We start from the raw sequence: 20286 nt of genomic DNA, 5'->3' as shown, positions 1-20286 counted from the left end.
CTGTGCGATCAGAATTTGCCGCGCAGCGTCACGCCATAGGTCCTGGGCTCCGCCAGGAACTGCGAGAAGATCTGGCCTCCGCCAGGAAATTGAGGGTCAGCGAAGGCGGCGCCAGTCGACGTCGCGCCTTCCTGGAAGGGCGAGTTGAAGGCAACCTGTGCATATTGCTTGTTGAACAAATTCTGCGCCCATAGCTCCAGCGCCCAGCGCTCGCCTGGACCGCGCACGCCGACGCGCGCGTTGACGATCGCATAGCCGTCCTGCTCCTTCTGCGGGAACAGGTCGGAGCCGGTGTTATAGTCGCTCGAGAGGCGGCCATCGAGATAGACGAGGCCGGTCAGTCCGCTGCTGCCGATCTCGGGCGTCCACGCGACGCTGCCGGTCGCAACCAGTTCAGGCGCGTTCGACATATTGTCGCCCGGCAGCTTGCGCAGCGCCTGATCGAGCGGTTCCCCACTGCTGTTGCCCACGAGATTGTCGCGATATTTGGTTCGGGCATAGGTCAGGCCCGCAGTCATGCGGAAGCTGCGCGCGGGAACCAGCGAGGCCTCAAGCTCGAACCCCTGTGAGCGCACGCCCCAGCTCACGTCATCAGCGGGACAGGCGCCCGTGGTCGCCGCAGCTGCATTATAATTGGGCGCGCCCGCGAACTTGCTCTGATCGCGGTCGGCACCCCCCAGATCGCTCGAGCAACCGTTGATCATCTGGACGATATAGGTCGATCCGTTGAAGGTGTTGAGCTGGAAATTTTTGAAGTCAGACCGGAAGAGAGCCAGCCCCACGCTGAACGGCCCCGTCGCATATTTGGCGCCCAGCTCATAGCTGTTCACCAGTTCGGGGTCGAACTGCAGGTTTCCTACGAGCGCCTGCGTGCCTGCCTGTCCGCCGAAAGGAATGATAGGGGATTTCAGTGCCGAGCGGTCAAGATTGAAGCCGCCCGCCTTGTAGCCGCGCGCATAGCTCGCATAGACCAGAAGGTCCGGGGTCGGCTTCCACGACAGGATCGCCGTTCCGGTGAACTCGTCCTCGCTTCGCTGGTCATTGATCGACACGCCATTGAGTTCGGCCGTCGAATTGCCCTGACAAGCAAGGCCGATCAGTCCGCCGGCAAGCGCCTTGGCGGTTGCGTTCGATGTCGCGCTCGTCAGGTCGTCAAGCACCAGCCCCTGGACCTGTGGGCAGACCACATTGTCGTTGGTGAAGCTTGCCGAGAACTTCTTCTTGTCGTGGGTGTACCGCAGGCCGAAGGTGAAATCGATCGTGTCGGTGACGTGGAAAATATTGTGGGTGAACAGTGCCCAGTTGGTGTCATTCTGATAATAGCGATCATTGATGCTGCCAAGGTCGCTGAGCCCGTCCAGCAGATTGAAGGCGGCGATGATGTCGGGGCCCGACGCGCCGCTGGCGGCGGCGATTGTCGCGGGACCGACGCCGGGGACGGCGCACAGCGGACTGTTGGGCGAATAAAGACCCGCAAGTCCGCCGCCCGAAACGATACGGCAGCTAGCAAAGCGGCCATATTGTGTGCCGAAGCGAATATTATCGCGTACCGTCAGCTTCTCGTTGGCGTAGAAACCGCCGATGAGCCAGTCGAGCTTGCCATTGAAGGCCTCGCCGTTCAGCCGCACTTCCTGAGTGAAAGTGTGGAACTGGCGATAGGCGTCCGGATCGTCGGCACGATAAAGAATGTCGACCGAGCCGTAATCGAGGTCGCCGGCCTGGCTTGACCGGTATTCGCGATAGGCGGTAATCGAGGTCAGCGTTGCGCCGCCAAAATCATAATCGATCTGGCCCGAAAAGCCGTAATCCTTGGTCTTGCCAGCGTAGCTGCGGCCCGGCGTAACCGACAGGGTCCGCTGATAGCCTTGATTGAAAGCGCCCGGATCCTGGCCGAGATCGATCAGAACTTGCGTGATGCTGTTCGTCGTCGGCGTTGCGGGAATTCCGGGATTATTGAGGTCGCCGATATAGGGATTGACGCTGTTGTCGATATAGATCGCGCCGCAGCATTTCTCGTCGCGGAAGGTATAGTCGGCGATCAGCCGGATCGACAGCGCGTCGGTTGGTTCGAACAACAGCTGGCCGCGCAGGAAATAGCGGTCGCGGTCATTGATATCGGTGTTGTTCGCCGGATCCTTGTAGAAGCCGTCGCGCTTGACCCAAACCCCGTCGAGGCGAGCGGCGAGCGTGTCGCTGATCGGCCCGGTCACGCTCGCGGCGGCGCGCCAATAGTCATAATTGCCATAGGTGACCTCGCCGGTTCCGCCGAAGGTGAATTCGGGCTTTTTCGAATAGATGCTGATGAGGCCCGCTGACGAGTTGCGTCCGCCCAGCGTGCCCTGCGGCCCGCGCTGGACCTCGACGCGGTCGAGCTCGCCGAGCTCGTTGAGGCCAATACCTGAACGCGAACGATAAACGCCGTCGATAAAGACCGGGACCGAGCTTTCGAGGCCGGGGTTGTCGCCGACAGTGCCGATACCGCGGATACGCGCCGACCCGTTGGCCTCGCTGCCGGTTGACGACACGAGCAGCGACGGCGCGACCTGGTTGAGCTGGCGGATGTCGTTGGCCCCGCTGTTCTGCATCGCCTCGGCGCCCACCGCCGAGATGGCGACCGGAACGTCGGAAAGCAGCTGCGCGCGGCCCTGCGCAGTGACGACGATGACGTCGCCTGAGGAATCATCGGCGGCCGTGTCCTGCGCAAAGGCGGGCGCCGCGGCCGCAGCAACCGCGAGTGAAACCCCGAGCGCGCTGGTACGCAAAAGACGGGCAGCAAGAAGGGAAGATGATTTCATGGTGGCACTCCTCTCAACAATTTTTTTTCGTTGCGCACAGAAACATACTCAAACTGCGCGCCTGTTCCAGCGACGGCGAGCGGCTTCGAGCGATTGTTTTTCGGAGTGATGCAATAAGGCCACAGCCCTGAAAGACAGGGATTTTCCTCGCTTGAAGCTAGGCCCGGGCGCGAACCCGGCGTGCCGTAGCGTCATCGCGCTCCCGACCGTTGCACGGAAGGCGGAGCAGCCGTCCGCCCGCCGCAAGCATCGCCTGATAGGGGCCGGCGAAATTTGCCGCGATCGCGTCATGGTCGACGTCGAGGCCGCCGGTAAAGCTGCCGAAGGCGGGGAGAATCAGCCGCTGGTCATCGCCTGCGACGCAGGGTCGCGACACAGCGCGCCCGCGTACCGTCAGGCGGAGCTTGGGGTGGAAATGCCCTGATACTTCGGCGCGCGTCTCATCGGCGCGGCACTGGTGGCGGAACACAATGCCGTCGATAATCATCTCTTCGGCAACCTCGCCGCCCCATGCGCCGCCCGTAAGGCCGTCGTGGTTGCCCGCGATCCAGACGATCCGGGTCGCAGCCGCCTGCGCAGCGAGCCGCGCCGCAACCGCAGGAGCCATGCGCTCTGCCGCCGCGACATCGTGGAAACTGTCGCCAAGACACCAGATCGCGCGCGCGCCCGTTTCGGTTGCCAGGCGCGCCAGTCGGTCGAGCGTGTCGTGGCTGTCATAGGGGGGCAGCGGCTGGCCGTGTCCAGCGTACCAGCTTGCCTTTTCCAGATGCAGGTCGGCGACGATCAGCGCCGCATGACGGGGCCAGAAGAGCGCCCGGTCGGCGAGCAAGACGAAGGTCTGGCCGGCAAAAGAAAGGGTAGCGGCGGGCGGCATGCTGACGCTATGACGCGGCCGGCGTTCCGCGGCAAGCGGCTATCCTCCGCGCTGCCAGTCCGCCGCGGCATAGCGTTGCCCGGTCTCGCGCCGCGCGCCGCTCGGCATGTCGAGCACGACGCGCTTGTTGGGAAAGTCTATCTCGACGCGGTCGAATAGCGACAAGCTGTCCATCCCGAGCAGAAGCGCGGGCCGCTTGTCGAGGCCGAGTGCATCGAACGCCTTTGAATCGGCGAAGGAGACGGGCAGATCGTTAATCGAGATACCCTCGATCTCGATCCGCTTGATTGCTGTGCGCCGCGCTGGCACGTCCTCACCTGTCACTGCCCCCAGTACTGCAGGGTAAAAGGGCATGCTGTTCTGGCTCCGCGCAGCAATCAGTCTTTGCAGCGCGAGATTTCCGACGCTCGACTGGGCTCCGGTATCGACGACCACGTCAATGTGGCGACCGTCGATGCGGGCGTTGGAGAGGATCAGGCGTCCCGCGCTGTTTCTCGCGGTTACGACGATCGCGTCGCTGCCGCGGATGAGCGGCCGAGCATGCCGGCGGCTTGCCAAAATCTCCATCGTCTCCTTGCGGAAATCGATGAGCAGGCGGCGCTTCTCGAGCATGTCGACCCCGATCAGTCCCGCTGCACCGATATGGCGCCCGGCAAAGGCCGGCGCATCGAAGGGGCTGAGCCGAAGATCGGTCATTTCGAGCGAGGCAACGCGAAAGCTCGGCGCGACCGCGACCGAGGTGCCGATCGTTGCCAGCCGCAGCCGCTCGCTTCGGTCGAGCCCAAGGCGGGCTGCGAGTTCGCGCGCGATGATGGTACGCTCCGCCCCCGTGTCGACGAGGAAGGAAAAAGGCCCTTGCCCATGGACCATCACGGGAACCGACATGCGACGTGTCGCATCGAGATCGAATGGCTGGACGAAGGGGACGACATTCTCGAGATTCTCGCCTAGAAGCGCAGGATCCTGAGGGGATGCAGCAGCCGGCGCGCTCGCTTCGCGCCCGGGCGGGGCTGCGGGTGTCGTCGGTCCCGGCGTCGCCCCGCCGAGCAACGGTGCGGCGAGCAGCAAGGGCCAAAATGGTGACCGGACGGCAATCGGCGTCATATCGGCATCCCCTCGTCATTTTCCTGGAGTTTACGCCTGATCGGGCACTCCGGCAAGCGAGGGCTCGAGGGAAGAAAGTCCCCCCGCTGCTTAATGCGCGCCCATCGCCCTGTCGGCGAGAGCGTCGGCCAGCTCGCCGAGCAGCAGATCATCGAGATCGGGGCCTGCAACGCTCTCGCGCCCGATCAGCATCAGCACCGGAACCGCGAGCGGGCTGATCCGGTCGAGCCGCCTGTGCACCATCGTCCCCGCCGCGCGGTCGAGCAGGTCGCCTAGCCGCGCCACGTCGGTCAGCCGTTCGCGCGCATCGGCCCAGGCAGCCTCGAGCAGGAGGTGATCGGGCTCATATTTCCTGAGCACATCGAAGATCAGATCGGTGGAGAAGGTCACCTGCTTGCCCGTCTTGCGCTTGCCCGGATGCTGGCGCTCGATCAGTCCTCCGATTACCGCGACCTCGCGAAAGGCACGCTTGAGAAGATGCGACTGCTCGACCCATTCGACGAACTCGTCGGACAGGATTTCAGCGTCGAGCAGCGCCTCGGGATGCGTCACTTCGCGTAGCGACCAGACCGCAATCGCATAGTCGGTCGCGACAAAACCCGCCGGCTGAAGCCCCATCCGCGCCATCCGCTTGGTAATCAGCATGCCGAGCGACTGATGCGCGTTCCATCCCTCGAAGGGGTAGCAGACCATGTACTGGTGGCCTTCGTGCGGAAAGGTTTCGACCAAGAGTTCGCCGGGACGCGGCAGCACCGATCGGCGCGCCTGCATTTCCAGCCAAATGCGGACATCCTCGGGAAAGCGTTGCCAGCTTGCCGGATCGGCCAGGAAATTACGCACCCGGTCGGCCAGCCGCGTCGAGATGGCCAGCCGCGCGCCCATATAAGATGGGATGCGCGCAGGGCGGGACGTCGCGCGTACGATCAGGTCGGTGTCGCGGATCGCCTCGACCTCAAGGCTGAGCCCGGCAAAGGCAAATGTGTCGCCCGCAGTCAGCGTGCTTGCGAAATATTCTTCGACCTGACCGAGGCGCCGACCGTTCCGAAAACGAACCGACGCCATCGGCGCCTCGACGATGATTCCAGCGTTGAGGCGGTGCTGCGCTGCAAGGCGTGGATGCGAAATGCGCCAGCGCCCGCGTCCGTCCGGGGCGAGACGCCGGAACCGGTCATAGCTTTTGAGCGCATAACCGCCGTCGCGCACAAAGCCGAGCAAGCGGCCGAAAATCTCGGCATCGATCCACTGATAGGATGCAGCGGTGCGGATTTCGGCGAGCAGTTCGCTCTCCTCGAACGGCGCCGCGCAGGCGAGCGCCATCACATGCTGCGCCAGCACGTCGAGTGCGCCGGGACGGAACCGGTCAGCATCGCGCTCGCCCGCCTCGACGGCATCGAGCGCCGCGCGCGCCTCCAGATATTCAAAGCGATTGCCCGGGACAATCAACGCGCGGCTGGGCTCTTCGAGGCGGTGATTCGCGCGCCCGATGCGCTGGAGCAGGCGCGAGGATCCTTTGGGCGCACCCATCTGGATCACACAATCGACATTTCCCCAATCGAGCCCGAGGTCGAGGCTTGCCGTGGCGACCAGCGCGCGCAGCCTCCCTTCGGCCATCGCCGCCTCGGCGCGCTGCCGCGCCTCGCGGTCGAGGCTCCCGTGGTGGATCCCGATCGGCAGGCCGAGGTCGTTGACTTTCCAAAGCTCCTGAAAGATCAGTTCGGCGAGGCCGCGGGTATTGCAGAAGATGATCGTGGTGCTGTTCCTTGCGATCTCCGCCATCACCTGATGCACCGCATAACGTCCCGAATGCCCGGCCCACGGTACCGCGCCTTCGGGCAGCAGGATCGCGATTTGGGGCTCGGCGCCGGGCTCACCCTCGACGATCGTCACCGCTTGCGCATCGGCATTGGGTGCAAGCCACGCCGCATATTGCGCAGGGTCGGCGATCGTCGCCGACAGGCCCACGCGGCGCAGGGCGGGGGCCAGCCGCTGAAGCCGCGACAACGAAAGCGACAGAAGATCGCCGCGCTTGCCGGGCGCGAAGGCGTGGATCTCGTCGATAACCACCGACTTCAAACCGGCGAACATCGCGAAGCTGTCGGGATAAGAAAGGAGGAGCGAGAGCGATTCGGGGGTGGTAAGCAGGAGGTTCGGCGGCCTGGCACGCTGCCGCGCCTTCTTGTCCGACGAGGTATCGCCGCTGCGGCTCTCGACGCTGATATCGAGCCCCATTTCTGCAATCGGCCCGAGCAGATTGCGCTCGACGTCGGCGGCGAGTGCCTTCAGCGGCGAGACATAGAGCGTGTGGAGTTGGTCCGAGGGGTGCCGGGCGAGATCGACGAGCGTCGGCAGGAATCCCGAAAGCGTCTTGCCTGCCCCCGTGGCAGCGACCAGCAATGCGTGCTCCCCGCGCTCCGCCGCCGCCAGCATGTCGGCTTGGTGCCGCCGCACCCGCCACCCGCGGACGGCGAACCAGTCGGAAAAGGGGGAGGGAAGCTCCATGGACCCGATGTGGCGTTCCGGGAGCGAGCGGGCAAGGTCTGCTCGCATCGTGCGAGACATCGCGATCGCGATGCGACAGAAGGGGCAAGCCTTCCAGTCAAGCCCTACCGGCGCGCGGACCGCCGCCCGACGCCATAATCGATCCGGATTCGAACCCAGCTCCCCACCAGCAGCTGTCCGTTGCGCCGCGGGGGCCGCACCCGGAACTGCCATGCGGCGGCGAGCACCGCGCGATTGATCTGCGATCCGAACGGATATTCGTCGAGCCCGACGCAATCCTCGACCCGATAATCGGGCGCGGTGCGGCACGCAATCAGACCCCAGCCTGGCCCGCTTGCCGTCGAGAGATATCCGCGCAGCTCGGAATCGCTCGGCTCGCGGTACCAGCTCGCGGCATAGAGCGGCTCGCCATTGGGCGCGGTGCCGACCTGTTCGGTATCGCGCGACGCTGATCCGCCGATATTGGGCGGCCCGTAGACCCGGCCGTCGGAGGGGCGCAGGATCGCCTGGGAGGCCGGCGCCGCCGGGGGTGTCTCGCTCGGCTGGGGCAGCAGCGGTGGAGCCTCGGGCGAGCGGAGCGGCGTGGGCGGAGGCGCGACAACCTCGGGCTGCGCCCGTCCCGGCGTCGTCTTCGCCGGCGGGGTTTCGGGCGCGGCGGGATCGGGCGAGGCATCCGAGCTCTCGGCTGTTTCCAGCGTCACGAGCGTGACGGCCTCTTCCCGGATCACGCTTCGCTTTGAAAAACCAAAGCTTAAGAGCAGGACGAGCAGTCCGCCGGTAATGAGCAAGGCGAGGCCGACGGCCACCGTGCGCCGCGCCGCACCAATCCCGAGCGTATGGCGGTCATGATCAGCGAGAGTGCCCGGCGGAAGCCATCCGGGGAAGCGGCGAGCGCTGATTGAGAGGCCCGGCGGCACCATCCGCGCGGGGATAGGGACCACCTGCGCCGATGACAAGGTGCTGGGTCGTCGTGCGCGCGGGAAGTTGCTAGGGGAGGCCGAATGAAGGATCATCTCGCCCGCTGCGTTGCCGAAGCCTATGCCCAGGCTCTGCCTCACCGCGGGTCGGGGCGCGTTGCCGACTATATCCCGGCGCTGGCAAAGGCCGATCCGAACCGCTTCGGTTTCGCCCTCGCTCTCCCCGACGGCACCGTCCATACGGCGGGCGATGCCGACGAGCCCTTCTCGCTCCAGTCGGTATCAAAGGTCTTCACTCTCGCGCTCGCGCTGCGCCGCGTTGGCAGCGCGCTATGGGGGAGCGTCGGCCGAGAGCCGTCGGGAAGCGCTTTCAACTCGATCGTCCAGCTCGAAAGCGAAGGCGGCCTTCCGCGCAATCCGCTGATCAACGCCGGGGCAATCGCGACCAGCGACCGGTTGATCGACGCGCGCAGCGCCGACGCGGTGGTCAACGAAATTCTCGATTTTGTTCGCGCCCGTGCGGGCGATGCCAGTATTGCGATTGACCCTGAGGTCGCGGTGTCCGAATCCGAAACCGGCGCGCGCAACCGCGCGCTTGCCCATTTCATGGCCTCGTTCGGCACTCTTCGTCATCCGGTCGAAACGGTGCTTTCCGTCTATTTCCGCCAATGCGCGATCGCGATGAACTGCCGTCAGCTCGCCCGCGCAGGGCTGTTTCTCGCGATGGGCGGCCGCGACCCCTTGACCGGCGAACAGCTGATCGAGCCGCACCGCGCGCGGCGCATCAATGCAATCATGATGCTCTGCGGTCACTACGACAATTCGGGCGAATTCGCATTTCGCGTCGGCCTGCCCGGAAAAAGCGGTGTTGGCGGCGGCATCCTGTGCATCGCACCGGGGCAGGGATCGATCGCGGTCTGGTCGCCGGGGCTTACCGAGGCGGGCACGTCGCTCGTCGGCGCGATTGCGCTCGAACATTTCGCCTGCGCGGCGGGCTGGTCGGTTTTCGATTGAGGATCAGTCGGCGATGCCGACTGAGCCAGCAGCTCGGCTGCTTTCGGCAAGTTTCGTGTCCGCGTCGAGCAAGGTCATGCTGACTTTCGCGGTGCCGCTGCGATGCATGCCGATCTCGCGCGCCGCGGCGCTGCTGACGTCGATCACACGGCCGCGGCTAAATGGGCCCCGATCATTGATGCGTACGACGACGCTCTTCCCGTTTGTCATGTTGGTGACCCGCACGCGACTGCCGAAGGCGAGGGTGCGATGCGCGGCGGTGAACTCGTCGGGGTCGAATCGCTCGCCGCTCGCGGTGCGGTTGCCGGCGAGCTCATTGCCGTAATAGCTCGCCACTCCGCTGCCCATCTCGGTGCCGTCGTCCCCCGCAATCTGCTCCTGCGCAGCGACCGGGATCGCAAGCAGAAGCGGCAGGGCCATGACCGTGAACCGGCGCATATCAGCCTCCCCTTGTCAGGTGGGCGGCATGAAGCAGCGTCCGGCCGGGGTCGCAAGCCGTCAGCGCCGCGCTGGGCGGAAACTGCGGCTAGCCGTTTTGGCGATCAGACGTCGAGATTGGCGACCGACAGCGCGTTCGTCTGAATGAAATCGCGCCGCGGTTCGACCTCGTCGCCCATCAATCGCTCGAAGATTTCATGGGCGATATCGGCTTGCTCGGCCTCGACCCGCAATAGCGAGCGGTTGGCGGGGTCGAGCGTGGTTTCCCACAATTGCTCGGCGTTCATCTCGCCCAGCCCTTTGTAGCGGGAGATGCTAAGGCCCTTGCGGCTGTGCGCGAAGATTGCCTCGAGCAGTTCGGACGGGCGGGTGACCGGACTCGCCTTCGCAGTCGGCGACGCGGTGGCTTCGCCTTCACTCTCTTCGTCGGCGGGATCGGCCTCGACCGCAGCCGCCCCGCCGGCCTTTACGAGCCGTACCGGGGTCGCATAGGTTTCGGTCTGTTCGCCCGCGAGCTTGTGAAGACGACGCGCCTCCTGGCTCGCAAGGAAAGCGGCATCGACGGCGTGATGATCGCTAACCCCGCGCCAGCGGCGCTCGAGCGTATATCCACCGCCTTCGACTGCTTCGACGGTCCACGTCGCCTCATTGCCTCCGCTCTGCGCGCGCTCGGCGGCGCGCAGCCACCGTGCCGCGGTCTCGGCGGCGCTATGGCGCCCGGCAGCGTCGAGATCGGGATCGAGCGCGCCGGTCAACGCCAGCGCCTCGACGAGGCCGTGGTCGAGCGTGCGCGGGACATAGCGCATCAAGGCCCGCAATCGCCGCGCATGGTCGATCAATCCGCGCAGATCCTGGCCGGATCGCGCCCCGCCCGCGCTTTCGAGCAGCAGGGCGTCGATACCGGCATCGACCAGATAATTTTCCAGCGCATTGTCGTCCTTGAGATAGACCTCGCTGCGCCCTTTCGAGACTTTGTAGAGGGGGGGCTGGGCGATGTAGAGATGACCATTCTCGATGATCTCCGGCATCTGACGATAGAAGAATGTCAGCAGCAGCGTGCGGATATGTGCGCCGTCGACGTCCGCGTCGGTCATGATCACAATCTTGTGGTACCGCAGCTTGTCGATCGTGAACTCGTCGCGAATCCCGGTGCCAAGCGCCTGGATCAGCGTGCCGACTTCCTTTGACGAGATGATGCGATCGAAGCGCGCGCGCTCGACGTTCAGGATCTTGCCCTTTAGCGGCAGGATCGCCTGGACATGGCGGTCGCGGCCCTGCTTGGCCGACCCGCCTGCCGAGTCACCTTCAACCAGGAACAGCTCGCATTTTGCAGGATCGCGTTCCTGGCAATCAGCGAGCTTGCCAGGCAGGCTTGCGATGTCCATCGCCCCCTTGCGCCGGGTGAGCTCGCGCGCCTTGCGCGCCGCTTCGCGCGCCGCGGCGGCATCGACGATCTTCTGGATCACTGTCTTGGCATGCGAGGGGTTTTCCTCCAGCCATTCGGACATCCGGTCGGCCATCAGGCTTTCCAGCGGCTGGCGGACTTCCGAAGAGACGAGCTTGTCCTTGGTTTGCGAGCTGAATTTGGGGTCGGGCAGCTTGACCGAGACAATCGCGGTCAGGCCTTCGCGCATATCCTCGCCGGTCAGACTGACTTTCTCTTTCTTCAACAGCCCCGACTTTTCGCCATAGCTGTTGAGCGTGCGCGTCAGCGCGGCGCGAAATGCGGCGAGGTGGGTGCCGCCGTCGCGTTGCGGGATGTTGTTGGTGAAGCAGAGGACATTTTCATAATAGCTGTCGTTCCACTCGAGCGCGACGTCGATGCCGATGCCGTCGCGCTCGCTGCTGATTGCGATCGGATCGGGCAGCAGAGGCGTCTTGTTGCGGTCGAGCCATCTGACGAAGGCCGCGATGCCGCCTTCATAGAAGAGATCATGGACGACATGTTCGGTGCTTCGGGCATCGACCAGCTTGATACGAACGCCCGAATTCAGGAAGGCGAGTTCACGATAGCGATGCTCGAGCTTCTCGAAATCAAATTCGGTGACATTCTTGAAAGTCTCGGTCGAGGCCAGGAAGGTGACGCGGGTTCCCTTCTTTCCCGCGGGTGCCGGACCGCGAACCACAAGCGGTGCGACCGAATCGCCATGCTCGAAGCGCATCCAATGTTCTTCGCCATCGCGCCAGATCGTGAGTTCCAGCCATTCCGACAGCGCGTTCACCACCGATACGCCGACGCCGTGAAGGCCACCAGACACTTTGTAAGCGTTGTCGTCGTTCGTATTCTCGAACTTTCCGCCGGCGTGGAGCTGGGTCATAATGACCTCGGCTGCCGAAATGCCTTCCTCGGCATGGATGCCGGTCGGGATTCCGCGGCCGTTATCCTCGACGCTGACCGATCCGTCGCTGTTCAAGGTAATGAGAACAAGATCGCAGTGCCCGGCGAGCGCTTCGTCGATTGCGTTGTCCGAAACTTCGAACACCATGTGATGCAGACCCGACCCGTCGTCGGTGTCACCGATATACATGCCGGGGCGCTTGCGTACCGCGTCAAGGCCCTTGAGCACCTTGATCGAATCGGCGCCATAGGCGTTGGCATTGGGCTGCTTGGCGCCGCCTTCGGGCGCCGGATTCTCAGGGGTGTCCGTCATGCCCATCATATAGGGTCGAGGGGCGCAAAACCCAAGCGAAAATGCGCCTCTAAGCGTTGTCGTGCGGGGCGTTGCGCCCGCGCCCCACCGAGGCTAGTTTCGGGTCATGACCTCACGCCTCCCGCTTCGCCCTCTTCTTTGCACCTTCGTCCTTTCTGCGCTCGTGCTCGCCGGTTGCTCGCAGCCCGCACCGCCTTTGGACAATGCGAAGCTCGCGGGGGGCGAACCCATTGCGACGCGCGCCGTGATGATCGGGACCGAAGGACCGACGCTTCCCGCCTGCTCGAGTATCAGCCGCGTCCAGGATGGTGGCACCGACGTCTATTGGGCCCCGGACGAAACGCGCGTCGTCAAGGCGCGGCTGGCCGGAGGCACGCCCGTATCCCTGTGCGAGGCGGCCGAGAACGATGCCTGGTTCGGTATCGTGTTCGCAGCACCCGGCACCGACAAGGATCTATGCGGGATTGGCCGTTCGGTCGCCAGCGCGCGCGAATATCAGGGACCGTGCCGCTGGGGCTGGATCCGCGGTGGAACCGTGCGACTGGGCGCCTGACCCGGGCTCCTTACCCCGGCCTTGCAAGGGGCACTGATTACCGGCAATCCTCGATGACGCGGCCGATCTCCGAGTGCACCGGCAGAGTGAGGGCACGGCCGTTGCTTGCCTCCAGCGCAAAGCGACCACGGCTGAAGGCTATGCGGTCGAGTCTTCCGTCATTCGCAGGCAAGGTGATGCCCGTCCCGTCGAAGCGCATCCGGTCAGTGCCCGTACTGGTGAGCAGCACCACGTCGATCGGCTGCCCTGCCGGGCCGAGCCCGGCTGAAAGCCGGATTCCGTTGCCGCGGCACGCCAGCGTGACGAGCGGATTGGCGGCTCCGGTCTGGACGAAGGCTGCGGTGCGGCTGCCTGCATCGTAGCGCCAGGCGCCATTGTCGAGCGCGCGCTGGTCCCATGGCAGGGCAGGGCTCGCTGCTGGGGGCGGAGCCGGCGGTGTCGCCGGAGGCGGCGCGGGCGGAGGCGCCTCGGGCGTCGGAATCGCGGTGCAGCTCGCGGCCAATAGCGCCAGCGTTGCGGCCAGCGTATAGTGGGTAGCGCTCTTCCATCGCCTCATCGGTCGAACCCCCGCCAGTCGATCACTTCGTCCAGTTGAACGCGGGGCACCGGCCATTGGTTCACCGCCGCGCCGGTGTCGGCATGGCCGATTGCGAGGCCGGTGAACAATATCTGATCCTCGCCCAGCCCCAGCGTCTGGCGCACCTTTGCGCCATACATCGCCCAGCATTCTTGCGGGCAGCTTGCAAGGCCGTGCTCGACGAGCAGTAGCATCACCGATTGCAGCCACATGCCCATGTCGGCCCATTGCGGCGGTCCCATGATGCGCGAGCAATGGAGAAAGAGCATCACCGGCGCACCGAAGCCGCGGTAATTTTCCATGAACTGGCCGAGCCGCGCCTTCTTGTCCTCGCGCGGAATTCCGAGCGAGGCATAGAGCGCCTCTCCCACCCTGAAACGTCTGCTTTCCCAGGGATCCGTAAGTTCCTTGGGGTAGATGTCATATTCGGGTTGATAGCCCTCGCGCCCCATGGCGATGCGCGCCGCAACCGCGTCCTTCACCGCCTGCCATGGCGCGCCGGTGAGGAGCGTCGCCTGCCATGGCTGCAGATTGCCCCCCGAGGGGGCGCGCTGCGCGGCTGCCAAAACCGACGCCAGCACCGAAGGGTCGACCGGTTCGCTGGTGAAGGCCCGCACCGACCGGCGGCGATGAAGGGCTTCGGTTACGCAAAGAGAGAGTGTGTCAGTCGCTGGCATATTTGTCCTCACGGCGCTTGCCGAACAGCAATTTGCGTTCGAGCCGGGCCTTCAATTGGCGATAATAGGAAAGCAGGAAGACGTCATCCTCTTCGGCGACGGGGCGCCCGATCTTCGCGCGGATCGTATCCGCGACCTCGCGCATCGCGCGCGCGTCGGCGGCGCGAATCACACGCTCAAGCTCCTGCAACTCGAAAATGCCATATACGGCAAGCTCGGCATCGCTGAAGGTCAGCGCCCCGGCCGCCGCCTCGGCGGCCGCGGCAATGTCGCGGTCGAGCGTCACACGCTCTGCCATCACGACCCAGGTTCCGGCGATCAGGTCGCCCATCCGCATTCGGTCGCGATTGAACAAGAGGAAGAGGCTGAGGGTCAGTGACCAGACAAAACCCGCGAGCATTGTCCACCAGTTCACCATTTCCTCGGCGGCGCTGAATCCGATGAAGGTCAGCGGCAGGAAGATTTCGAGCTCACGAATCAGGTTCCGCGCCACAACGGCGTCGGCGGTCAGTCGACCGCCGTCGCGCGCAACTACACGGATTCCGACGAGCCTTTTGCCCGGCGTTGCTGCGCGCTGCCCGAGCTCGAACCCGATGAACCAGAAAGTACGCAGCAGAAAGGCGCCGAGCATCCAGATGCTGATCGCGATCGACGACTGAGACGCGCCCAGCACCCAGATCATCAGCAAGGTGAAGCTAAGAAGGATGAGCTGGATAAGACAGATGTCGATGAGCAGCGCGCCCAGGCGGAGCCCGGAACTTGCAATCCTGAGCTCGAGATCGACGCCCTCGGGAGTCACGAACTGGCGGATCTTGCTCTTGCGCAGCGCCTGCGCGCGCGCATTGACAGCGGCTGTGGTCATATGCCCGTCTCCGGACGCGGCAGGTAGTAATAGCCGAGCCAGAAGAGCAGCATCAGTGTGCCGATGCCATAGCGCAGCAGCGTGTCGGTGATCAGCTGCCGGCCGAAGCCTTCGAGCAATCCGGCGGCAAGCAGCATGATGATCACGCCGACCATTACCTTGCCTGCGGTACGCCCGGCGTCCGCTGCCGCCTGAAGCCGCCCGCGCGCGCCGGGAAAGACAACCGCGGCTCCGATTCGCAGCCCCGCTGCGCCCGACAGCGCGGCGGCGAACAGCTCGGTGGTGCCGTGGATGAAAAGCCAGCCACCGAAATCGAACCCCAGCCCTTTCGATGTGAAGACGGCGATCATCGCGCCAAGGCTGATGCCTTGATAATATTCGAGCATCATGGTCGGAATGCCGAAGGCGAAACCCAGGGCAAAGGACATGATCGACACCTGGCTGTTATGGGTGAACAAGTAGGTCGCGAACATGTGGAGCGCTCCCTCCTGTTCGCCGGCGGCCCTGCCGTGGCCGAGGGTGCCTTGCAGGAACTCGGCGCTCGCGCGCGGATCGCGTCCACCCGCCAGCTCTTCGGGGATGAAATTATAATACCACTCGGGGTTGTGGGTAACGAGACTCCAGCTCGTCAGCGTGCCGAGCAGCAGGATCAGCACGATTAGGAGCGTCTCCTTCCACACCGATCGCACCGCCGCAGGCCAGTCGTGAAGCAAAAAGCGCTTCATCCGGTCGAGCCGCGACTGGCGCACACCATAAATCAGGAAATAGCCGCGGATCGAAAGCGCCTCGAGATGGTCGAGCAGTGCCTTGTCGAGGCTCGTGGCACGCGCGATCGACAGCGACGAGAGGGTTGCGCGATAGAGGAGCGGGAGTTGCAGCAATTCCTCGCTGGACAGCGCTTTGGCACCCTTCTTCTCGAGCCGCGCGAGCAAGGCGTCGAATGCGATCCAGTCAGCCTCGCGCTCGGCCCTGAAGCGGCTGGTCGAGAAGGCCGGGGTCGCGGGAGCCGAGCCGGAAATCGAGGGCCGCATCAAAGGCCGCCCTGCTGCTTGATGCCGAGATAGGCCTCAACAACGCTCGCTCCCATCGCGTCTGCTGGCACCTCGATCACGTCAACGCCCAGCCGCTGCAGCCGCGCAATGACGAGCTGGCGGTCCAAGAGCAGCGCTGCCGCGACATTGGCGCGCGTGACGTCGGCGGCACATTCGGGGCGGCGACGCTCTTCGCTTTCCAGCTCCTCATCGCGCATCACCACGCAAAGCAGCCGATGCGTTTTCACGAGCCGGCCCGCGGCGCGTATCATGAGGTCGGCGCTGGTCGCGTCGGTGAACTCAGTGAACAGGATGATGAGCGAGCGGCGGTTGAGGGCGGCGGACAGCGTTGCCAGCGCGAGCGTGAAATTGCTTTCGACATGCGCATAGTCGATCCGGCTCGCGGCACGCTGCAGCGACGGGAAATCCTGCGTGTGCATATAGGCCGGGGTCAGCGCCTGCGGCTGCGCGGCGAAGGAGAAGAGGCTGATCCGATCGCCAAGCTTGAGCCCTGCATAGGCAAGCAGCAGCGCTGCGGATACGGCGCGGTCGACGCGCGGCATGCCGCCGACAGGTTCGGCCATCGTGCGTCCAGCGTCGATCGCGAGCACGACGCGGTTATCGCGCTCGACCCGATATTCCTTGGCAAGCAGCTTGACGTGCCGCGCCGAGGCGCTCCAGTCGATCGCGCGGCGGTCCATCCCCGGATGATATTCGGCAAGTGCTTCGAACTCGCTGCCTTCGCCCCGCAGCCGCTGTTGCCGGAGACCGAACCAGCTGTTGCGTTGGAAAAGCCGCCGGCCTTCCTCGCTCACTGCGCGCAAGCTGGGGACGACGGCGATCGAGCGGCCTATTGCGAAGCGACGCTGCTTCCAGACAAGGCCGAGCGGCCCGGCCCAGCGGATCCAAAGGGCCGCAATCTCGGCCTGGCCGCGCCGGGTGGCTGTGAGCGAGAGCCGGCGCGTCAGCATCCGGGCATCGCCGCCTTCGCCCTCGGGGGCGCGTATTTCATCTGCAATGCGGCCCCCCGGCGCGATCCGTTCGTCGGCAGCGAGTGCGATTTCGGCGCGGCGCGGCACCGCACGCGGCCCGCTCGCGTTGATCGAGAGGTCGAAGGGTTCGCCCACGCCAATCTGGTGCGGAAAGCGCGCGTCGAGCGCGAGCTGCTGCGGGCTTGCCCCCGCCATTGCATCGAGACACAGGCACGCAAGCAGGAAGCCGATCCAGCCTGGCGCGACCAGCCACAGCTCGGGCCGGATCAGCCCGAGGGCGAGCGCGGTCGGCGCGCCCACCAGCAGCAGATAAATGGCCCGGCGGGTCGGGTATATCACCGTGGCACCTCTTCCAGATCGAGCAGCGACGCCACGACCTGTTCGACGCTGCGACCTTCGATCTCGGCCGCCGGCGACAGGATGACGCGGTGGCGGAGCACGCCCGCGGCGAGCCGCTGGACGTCGTCGGGGATCGCATAGTCGCGTCCGTCGAGTGCCGCCGCGGCGCAGGCCGCGCGCGCGAGCAGCGTGGCGGCGCGCGGGCTCGCTCCACACTCAAGATCGGCGCTCTCGCGCGTCGCGCGGACGAGCCGGACGATATAGTCGATGATCTCGTCAGCGAGGCGCACCGTCGCAATCGTGTCGATCGCCGCCGCGATTGCCTTGGCGTCGGCGACCTGCGTGACGCCGAAATCGCCGACCGCCGGGCTTTTGAAGCGCCCGCCGTGATCGGCTACGATGCGCCGTTCCTCGTCGGCATCAGGATAGCCGACGACGAGTTTGAAGAGGAAACGATCGAGTTGCGCCTCGGGCAGCGGGTAGACACCCTGCTGTTCGATCGGGTTCTGCGTTGCGAGCACGGTGAAGCGCGGGCTCATCGGATGGAGCTCGCCGTTGATCGTCACGTGCCGTTCCTGCATCGCCTCGAGCAGCGCCGCCTGCGTTTTGGGCGGGGTGCGGTTGATCTCGTCGGCGAGCAGGAGCTCGGTGAAGATCGGGCCCTTGGTCAAGGTGAAGCTCGACGTCTGAAAATTGAAAAGGTTGGACCCCAGAATGTCCCCGGGCATCAGGTCGGGGGTGAACTGAATACGCCCGAATTCGAGCCCGACCGCGCGCGCAAATGCTTGCGCGAGCAAGGTCTTGGCCGTTCCGGGCGGCCCCTCGAGAAGCACGTGGCCGCCAGCAAGCAGCGCAATCGTCACCATGCGGGTCAGGGGGCCCTGTCCGAACACCGCCTTTGCAACCTCGCCCTCGATCGCGGCGCCGAGCGCCGCAACGCCTTCGATGCTGTTAGCCGTCACGCAATAGATCCTTCCTGATATCGTGCAGCGCTTGCGCGTCCGCGAGAAATTCGGGTGCGCTGCGCGCGAGCGGCAGCCGCCGGGCGAGCGCTGAAAAGCCGCCGTTGTGCCCGGTCAGGCGGCGATCGATCCATGCATCGATTGCGCTCGCATCAAGACCGGCCGGCGCGTGCAGTCGCCGCGCAATGGCCGCGCGCTGGTTCAGCACATAGGCGTCTGCACTGTCGAGCTCGCGCCCTGCCTGCTTTATGAGATCAGCGCTGTTGGCGATCAGTGCCGCCTTTGAAACCGGGATAGCGCGAGCCGGCCTGAGGGCCGGGCCGAAGCGCATGGCGGCCTGCCACAACGCGAGCAATCCCGCGGCAATCAGGCAGAGCGTGATGCCGATAAAGGGCGGAACAAAGGCGAAGCGCAGCAGCGATCTTTGGCTGCCGAACCCGTTCAGCGTCACGTCAAAGGCGAAGCCGTCGGCATCGGCATCCTCACTGATCGCATCGAGGAGCATCGCTCCCGCGCGCGCTGTGTCGCGCGATGCAAAGGCAAGATTGTCGATAAGGTCGGGGTCGGCGAGAATGTAGATGTCGCGGTTTTTTGTCCGAGCCAGCACCGCGCCGCCGCCCGGCGCCACGATCAGCGCTTCAAGGTGCGGCCCCGAAAGTGTCTGGACCTCGTCGGGAAGCGGAATGTCGATCGCACGCCCTGCGAGAATAGCGCGTCCGCGTGCGCTCTTCGCCGCTTCGCTCTCCACCTCAGTCTCGCCGAACCAGTCGGCGGGCAGTAGCCGGGTCGGTGCCGCTGCGCGAAAGCCGGGGCCGGACCAGCCCGGCTTTTTTCTTTCGCCCGGCGTCTGGAGCACCTGCCATTTGGGCAGGACGATCAGGATAGGGGCGCCGGCCTGCGCCGCCAGTATTTCCTGCATCGCGCCGGGCCGCGTCTCGTGGGTCGGGGTCAGAACGGCGAGCTGGGTATAATCCTGGTAGCGATAGGGTTCGACCCGCCGCCTTACCTCGACTTGGGCGCCTGCGCGCTCGAGCAGATCGATCATTGCGGCATAGCCTGGCGCGCCTTTCGACAACGCGTGCCCGCCGCCGTCCTTGCCGCCCGAAAGCTGCGGGCCGAGCGCAATCAGAGCCCACAGCGCGATAAAGGCGGCGACGCCGACCGCGACGACCCCGCCGATCAGCCTCGGATTGAAGCTGCTATCGCTCGGCGCGTCCGTCACGCGCGGGCCCAGTTTCGCGCAACCGTCAACTCGGCATATGCCGACCGGCACGCTGCCCAAGCGTCCGAGTCGATCGAGCGCCCGCCGAACAGGCTGATCTCCACCGCGCGCGCAATGCGACTGAAGGCGCTGCGCGCGACTGCCGGCAGGTCGCGCGCATCGGCAAGCGCGCGCGACGTCATTGCGGGCTGTACGAGTCCCGGCCGCCGCCCCTCAATATCCTCGACGCTTCGACAGAGCAGCAGATGCACCGCCTCGTCGAAGCGCCCTGCGGCGGCGAGTGCGTCGGCCTCGGCGAGCAGCGCGCGCGCCGCCCCCGCTTCGGCGTGGCCCACCGTCTCGTCCTCGACCTCGGATCGCCGCTCGCGCATCAAGGGAAGATTGTCGACCCAGCGCGCGAAGGCAGGGACGAAATGATAGAGCAGGAACAGCGCCAGCAGGATCGCCGCGATCCAAAGCATCGGCTTGAGGGCGGGGGCGCTCCACCGGAAAAACTCACCGATCGCCCCGAACAGGGTCTTGAGCCACTCCGGGGTGTCGGGTGGCGGGGGGGAAGCAGGAAAGCGCGTCTGGATATCCCCCCCTGCCATCGTCTGGCTGTATCCGGGGTCGACGAGTTCGGGATCGATCAACCATCCCTGCCCGGGTTCGCCGGCCGTGGCCGATGCCTGCGCGATCCACAGCGACATCATGTCGAAAATTTGGCCCCGCCCAGCATGTTCACGCGACAAGTGGTAGCGCGAGGCCGCGCGACAAGGCAAGAGATGCTTGCGCGAGGA

At 65.2% G+C, this 20286-nt stretch carries 17 protein-coding genes; 2 read left to right on the top strand and 15 right to left on the bottom strand.

The window, feature by feature from the left end; translation table 11 throughout:
* Positions 1 to 8 precede the first annotated feature (8 nt).
* The 5 genes from B5X69_RS11310 to B5X69_RS21470 form a co-directional block, all read right to left on the bottom strand.
* On the bottom strand, positions 9 to 2795 hold the full coding sequence (locus tag B5X69_RS11310; RefSeq protein ID WP_079638812.1) for a TonB-dependent receptor: 2787 nt from the start codon (positions 2793 to 2795) through the stop codon (positions 9 to 11).
* A gap of 157 nt (positions 2796 to 2952) precedes the next feature.
* Entirely contained in the window at positions 2953 to 3669 is a 717-nt protein-coding gene (gene pdeM / locus B5X69_RS11305; protein WP_079638811.1) for a ligase-associated DNA damage response endonuclease PdeM, read from the bottom strand.
* Between the two features lie 39 nt (positions 3670 to 3708).
* A complete protein-coding gene (locus B5X69_RS11300) occupies positions 3709 to 4773 on the bottom strand; it encodes a retroviral-like aspartic protease family protein (protein ID WP_079638810.1) in 1065 nt (354 codons plus the stop codon).
* Between the two features lie 90 nt (positions 4774 to 4863).
* Positions 4864 to 7272 (bottom strand): ligase-associated DNA damage response DEXH box helicase, encoded by a 2409-nt coding sequence (locus tag B5X69_RS11295; protein ID WP_079638809.1) that lies wholly within the window; start codon positions 7270 to 7272, stop codon positions 4864 to 4866.
* Positions 7273 to 7376: 104 nt separating this feature from the next.
* Positions 7377 to 8285, bottom strand: a complete 909-nt coding sequence (locus tag B5X69_RS21470) for a hypothetical protein (protein WP_176141579.1) — start codon at positions 8283 to 8285, stop codon at positions 7377 to 7379.
* On the opposite strand from B5X69_RS21470, the gene B5X69_RS11285 reads away from it, so the two are divergent.
* Positions 8274 to 9203: a glutaminase gene (locus B5X69_RS11285; protein ID WP_079638807.1), complete on the top strand. Its 930-nt coding sequence runs from the start codon at positions 8274 to 8276 to the stop codon at positions 9201 to 9203. The two genes, B5X69_RS21470 and B5X69_RS11285, sit on opposite strands and share 12 nt — an antisense overlap.
* A gap of 3 nt (positions 9204 to 9206) precedes the next feature.
* On the opposite strand, the gene B5X69_RS11280 is transcribed toward B5X69_RS11285, so the two are convergent.
* Both B5X69_RS11280 and gyrB read right to left on the bottom strand, forming a co-directional pair.
* Entirely contained in the window at positions 9207 to 9641 is a 435-nt protein-coding gene (locus B5X69_RS11280; RefSeq protein ID WP_079638806.1) for a septal ring lytic transglycosylase RlpA family protein, read from the bottom strand.
* Between the two features lie 104 nt (positions 9642 to 9745).
* Complete coding sequence (gyrB, locus tag B5X69_RS11275; RefSeq protein ID WP_079638872.1) at positions 9746 to 12292, bottom strand: DNA topoisomerase (ATP-hydrolyzing) subunit B; 2547 nt, start codon at positions 12290 to 12292, stop codon at positions 9746 to 9748.
* Between the two features lie 106 nt (positions 12293 to 12398).
* Between gyrB and B5X69_RS11270 the strand changes: the two genes are divergently transcribed.
* Positions 12399 to 12845: a hypothetical protein gene (locus tag B5X69_RS11270; protein ID WP_079638805.1), complete on the top strand. Its 447-nt coding sequence runs from the start codon at positions 12399 to 12401 to the stop codon at positions 12843 to 12845.
* 37 nt (positions 12846 to 12882) lie between these two features.
* On the opposite strand, the gene B5X69_RS21465 is transcribed toward B5X69_RS11270, so the two are convergent.
* The 8 genes from B5X69_RS21465 to B5X69_RS11230 are packed head-to-tail and all read right to left on the bottom strand — an operon-like array spanning position 12883 to position 20199.
* Complete coding sequence (locus tag B5X69_RS21465) at positions 12883 to 13401, bottom strand: hypothetical protein (RefSeq protein ID WP_079638804.1); 519 nt, start codon at positions 13399 to 13401, stop codon at positions 12883 to 12885.
* A complete protein-coding gene (locus B5X69_RS11260; RefSeq protein WP_079638803.1) occupies positions 13398 to 14099 on the bottom strand; it encodes a nitroreductase in 702 nt (233 codons plus the stop codon). Before B5X69_RS11260 ends, B5X69_RS21465 begins: the two co-directional genes overlap by 4 nt.
* The gene (locus B5X69_RS11255) at positions 14086 to 14961 is read right to left on the bottom strand and encodes an RDD family protein (RefSeq protein ID WP_079638802.1); all 876 of its coding nucleotides are present in this window, start codon (positions 14959 to 14961) and stop codon (positions 14086 to 14088) included. The genes B5X69_RS11260 and B5X69_RS11255 overlap by 14 nt, the downstream gene beginning before the upstream one ends.
* Positions 14958 to 15992: a stage II sporulation protein M gene (locus B5X69_RS11250; protein WP_079638801.1), complete on the bottom strand. Its 1035-nt coding sequence runs from the start codon at positions 15990 to 15992 to the stop codon at positions 14958 to 14960. Before B5X69_RS11250 ends, B5X69_RS11255 begins: the two co-directional genes overlap by 4 nt.
* A complete protein-coding gene (locus tag B5X69_RS11245; protein ID WP_079638800.1) occupies positions 15992 to 17323 on the bottom strand; it encodes a DUF58 domain-containing protein in 1332 nt (443 codons plus the stop codon). The genes B5X69_RS11250 and B5X69_RS11245 overlap by 1 nt, the downstream gene beginning before the upstream one ends.
* Positions 17320 to 18285, bottom strand: coding sequence for an AAA family ATPase (locus B5X69_RS11240; protein ID WP_079638799.1), 966 nt, complete (start codon positions 18283 to 18285; stop codon positions 17320 to 17322). Before B5X69_RS11240 ends, B5X69_RS11245 begins: the two co-directional genes overlap by 4 nt.
* A complete protein-coding gene (locus B5X69_RS11235) occupies positions 18275 to 19507 on the bottom strand; it encodes a hypothetical protein (protein WP_079638798.1) in 1233 nt (410 codons plus the stop codon). Before B5X69_RS11235 ends, B5X69_RS11240 begins: the two co-directional genes overlap by 11 nt.
* A complete protein-coding gene (locus B5X69_RS11230) occupies positions 19504 to 20199 on the bottom strand; it encodes a DUF4129 domain-containing protein (protein WP_079638797.1) in 696 nt (231 codons plus the stop codon). Before B5X69_RS11230 ends, B5X69_RS11235 begins: the two co-directional genes overlap by 4 nt.
* Positions 20200 to 20286 lie beyond the last annotated feature (87 nt).

Origin of the sequence: Sphingopyxis flava (assembly GCF_900168005.1) — a bacterium.
GTDB lineage: Bacteria > Pseudomonadota > Alphaproteobacteria > Sphingomonadales > Sphingomonadaceae > Sphingopyxis > Sphingopyxis flava.
The sequence above is the reverse complement of the archived record's forward strand: the minus strand, read 5'-3'. Positions and strand labels throughout refer to the sequence as shown.

Coding starts and splice junctions, on each gene's coding strand:
- B5X69_RS11310 (WP_079638812.1), bottom strand. CDS start 2,795: ATGAAATCATCTTCCCTTCTTGCTGCCCGTCTTTTGCGTACCAGCGCG.
- pdeM (WP_079638811.1), bottom strand. CDS start 3,669: ATGCCGCCCGCCGCTACCCTTTCTTTTGCCGGCCAGACCTTCGTCTTG.
- B5X69_RS11300 (WP_079638810.1), bottom strand. CDS start 4,773: ATGACGCCGATTGCCGTCCGGTCACCATTTTGGCCCTTGCTGCTCGCC.
- B5X69_RS11295 (WP_079638809.1), bottom strand. CDS start 7,272: ATGGAGCTTCCCTCCCCCTTTTCCGACTGGTTCGCCGTCCGCGGGTGG.
- B5X69_RS11285 (WP_079638807.1), top strand. CDS start 8,274: ATGAAGGATCATCTCGCCCGCTGCGTTGCCGAAGCCTATGCCCAGGCT.
- B5X69_RS21470 (WP_176141579.1), bottom strand. CDS start 8,285: ATGATCCTTCATTCGGCCTCCCCTAGCAACTTCCCGCGCGCACGACGA.
- B5X69_RS11280 (WP_079638806.1), bottom strand. CDS start 9,641: ATGCGCCGGTTCACGGTCATGGCCCTGCCGCTTCTGCTTGCGATCCCG.
- gyrB (WP_079638872.1), bottom strand. CDS start 12,292: ATGACGGACACCCCTGAGAATCCGGCGCCCGAAGGCGGCGCCAAGCAG.
- B5X69_RS11270 (WP_079638805.1), top strand. CDS start 12,399: ATGACCTCACGCCTCCCGCTTCGCCCTCTTCTTTGCACCTTCGTCCTT.
- B5X69_RS21465 (WP_079638804.1), bottom strand. CDS start 13,401: ATGAGGCGATGGAAGAGCGCTACCCACTATACGCTGGCCGCAACGCTG.
- B5X69_RS11260 (WP_079638803.1), bottom strand. CDS start 14,099: ATGCCAGCGACTGACACACTCTCTCTTTGCGTAACCGAAGCCCTTCAT.
- B5X69_RS11255 (WP_079638802.1), bottom strand. CDS start 14,961: ATGACCACAGCCGCTGTCAATGCGCGCGCGCAGGCGCTGCGCAAGAGC.
- B5X69_RS11250 (WP_079638801.1), bottom strand. CDS start 15,992: ATGCGGCCCTCGATTTCCGGCTCGGCTCCCGCGACCCCGGCCTTCTCG.
- B5X69_RS11230 (WP_079638797.1), bottom strand. CDS start 20,199: ATGATGTCGCTGTGGATCGCGCAGGCATCGGCCACGGCCGGCGAACCC.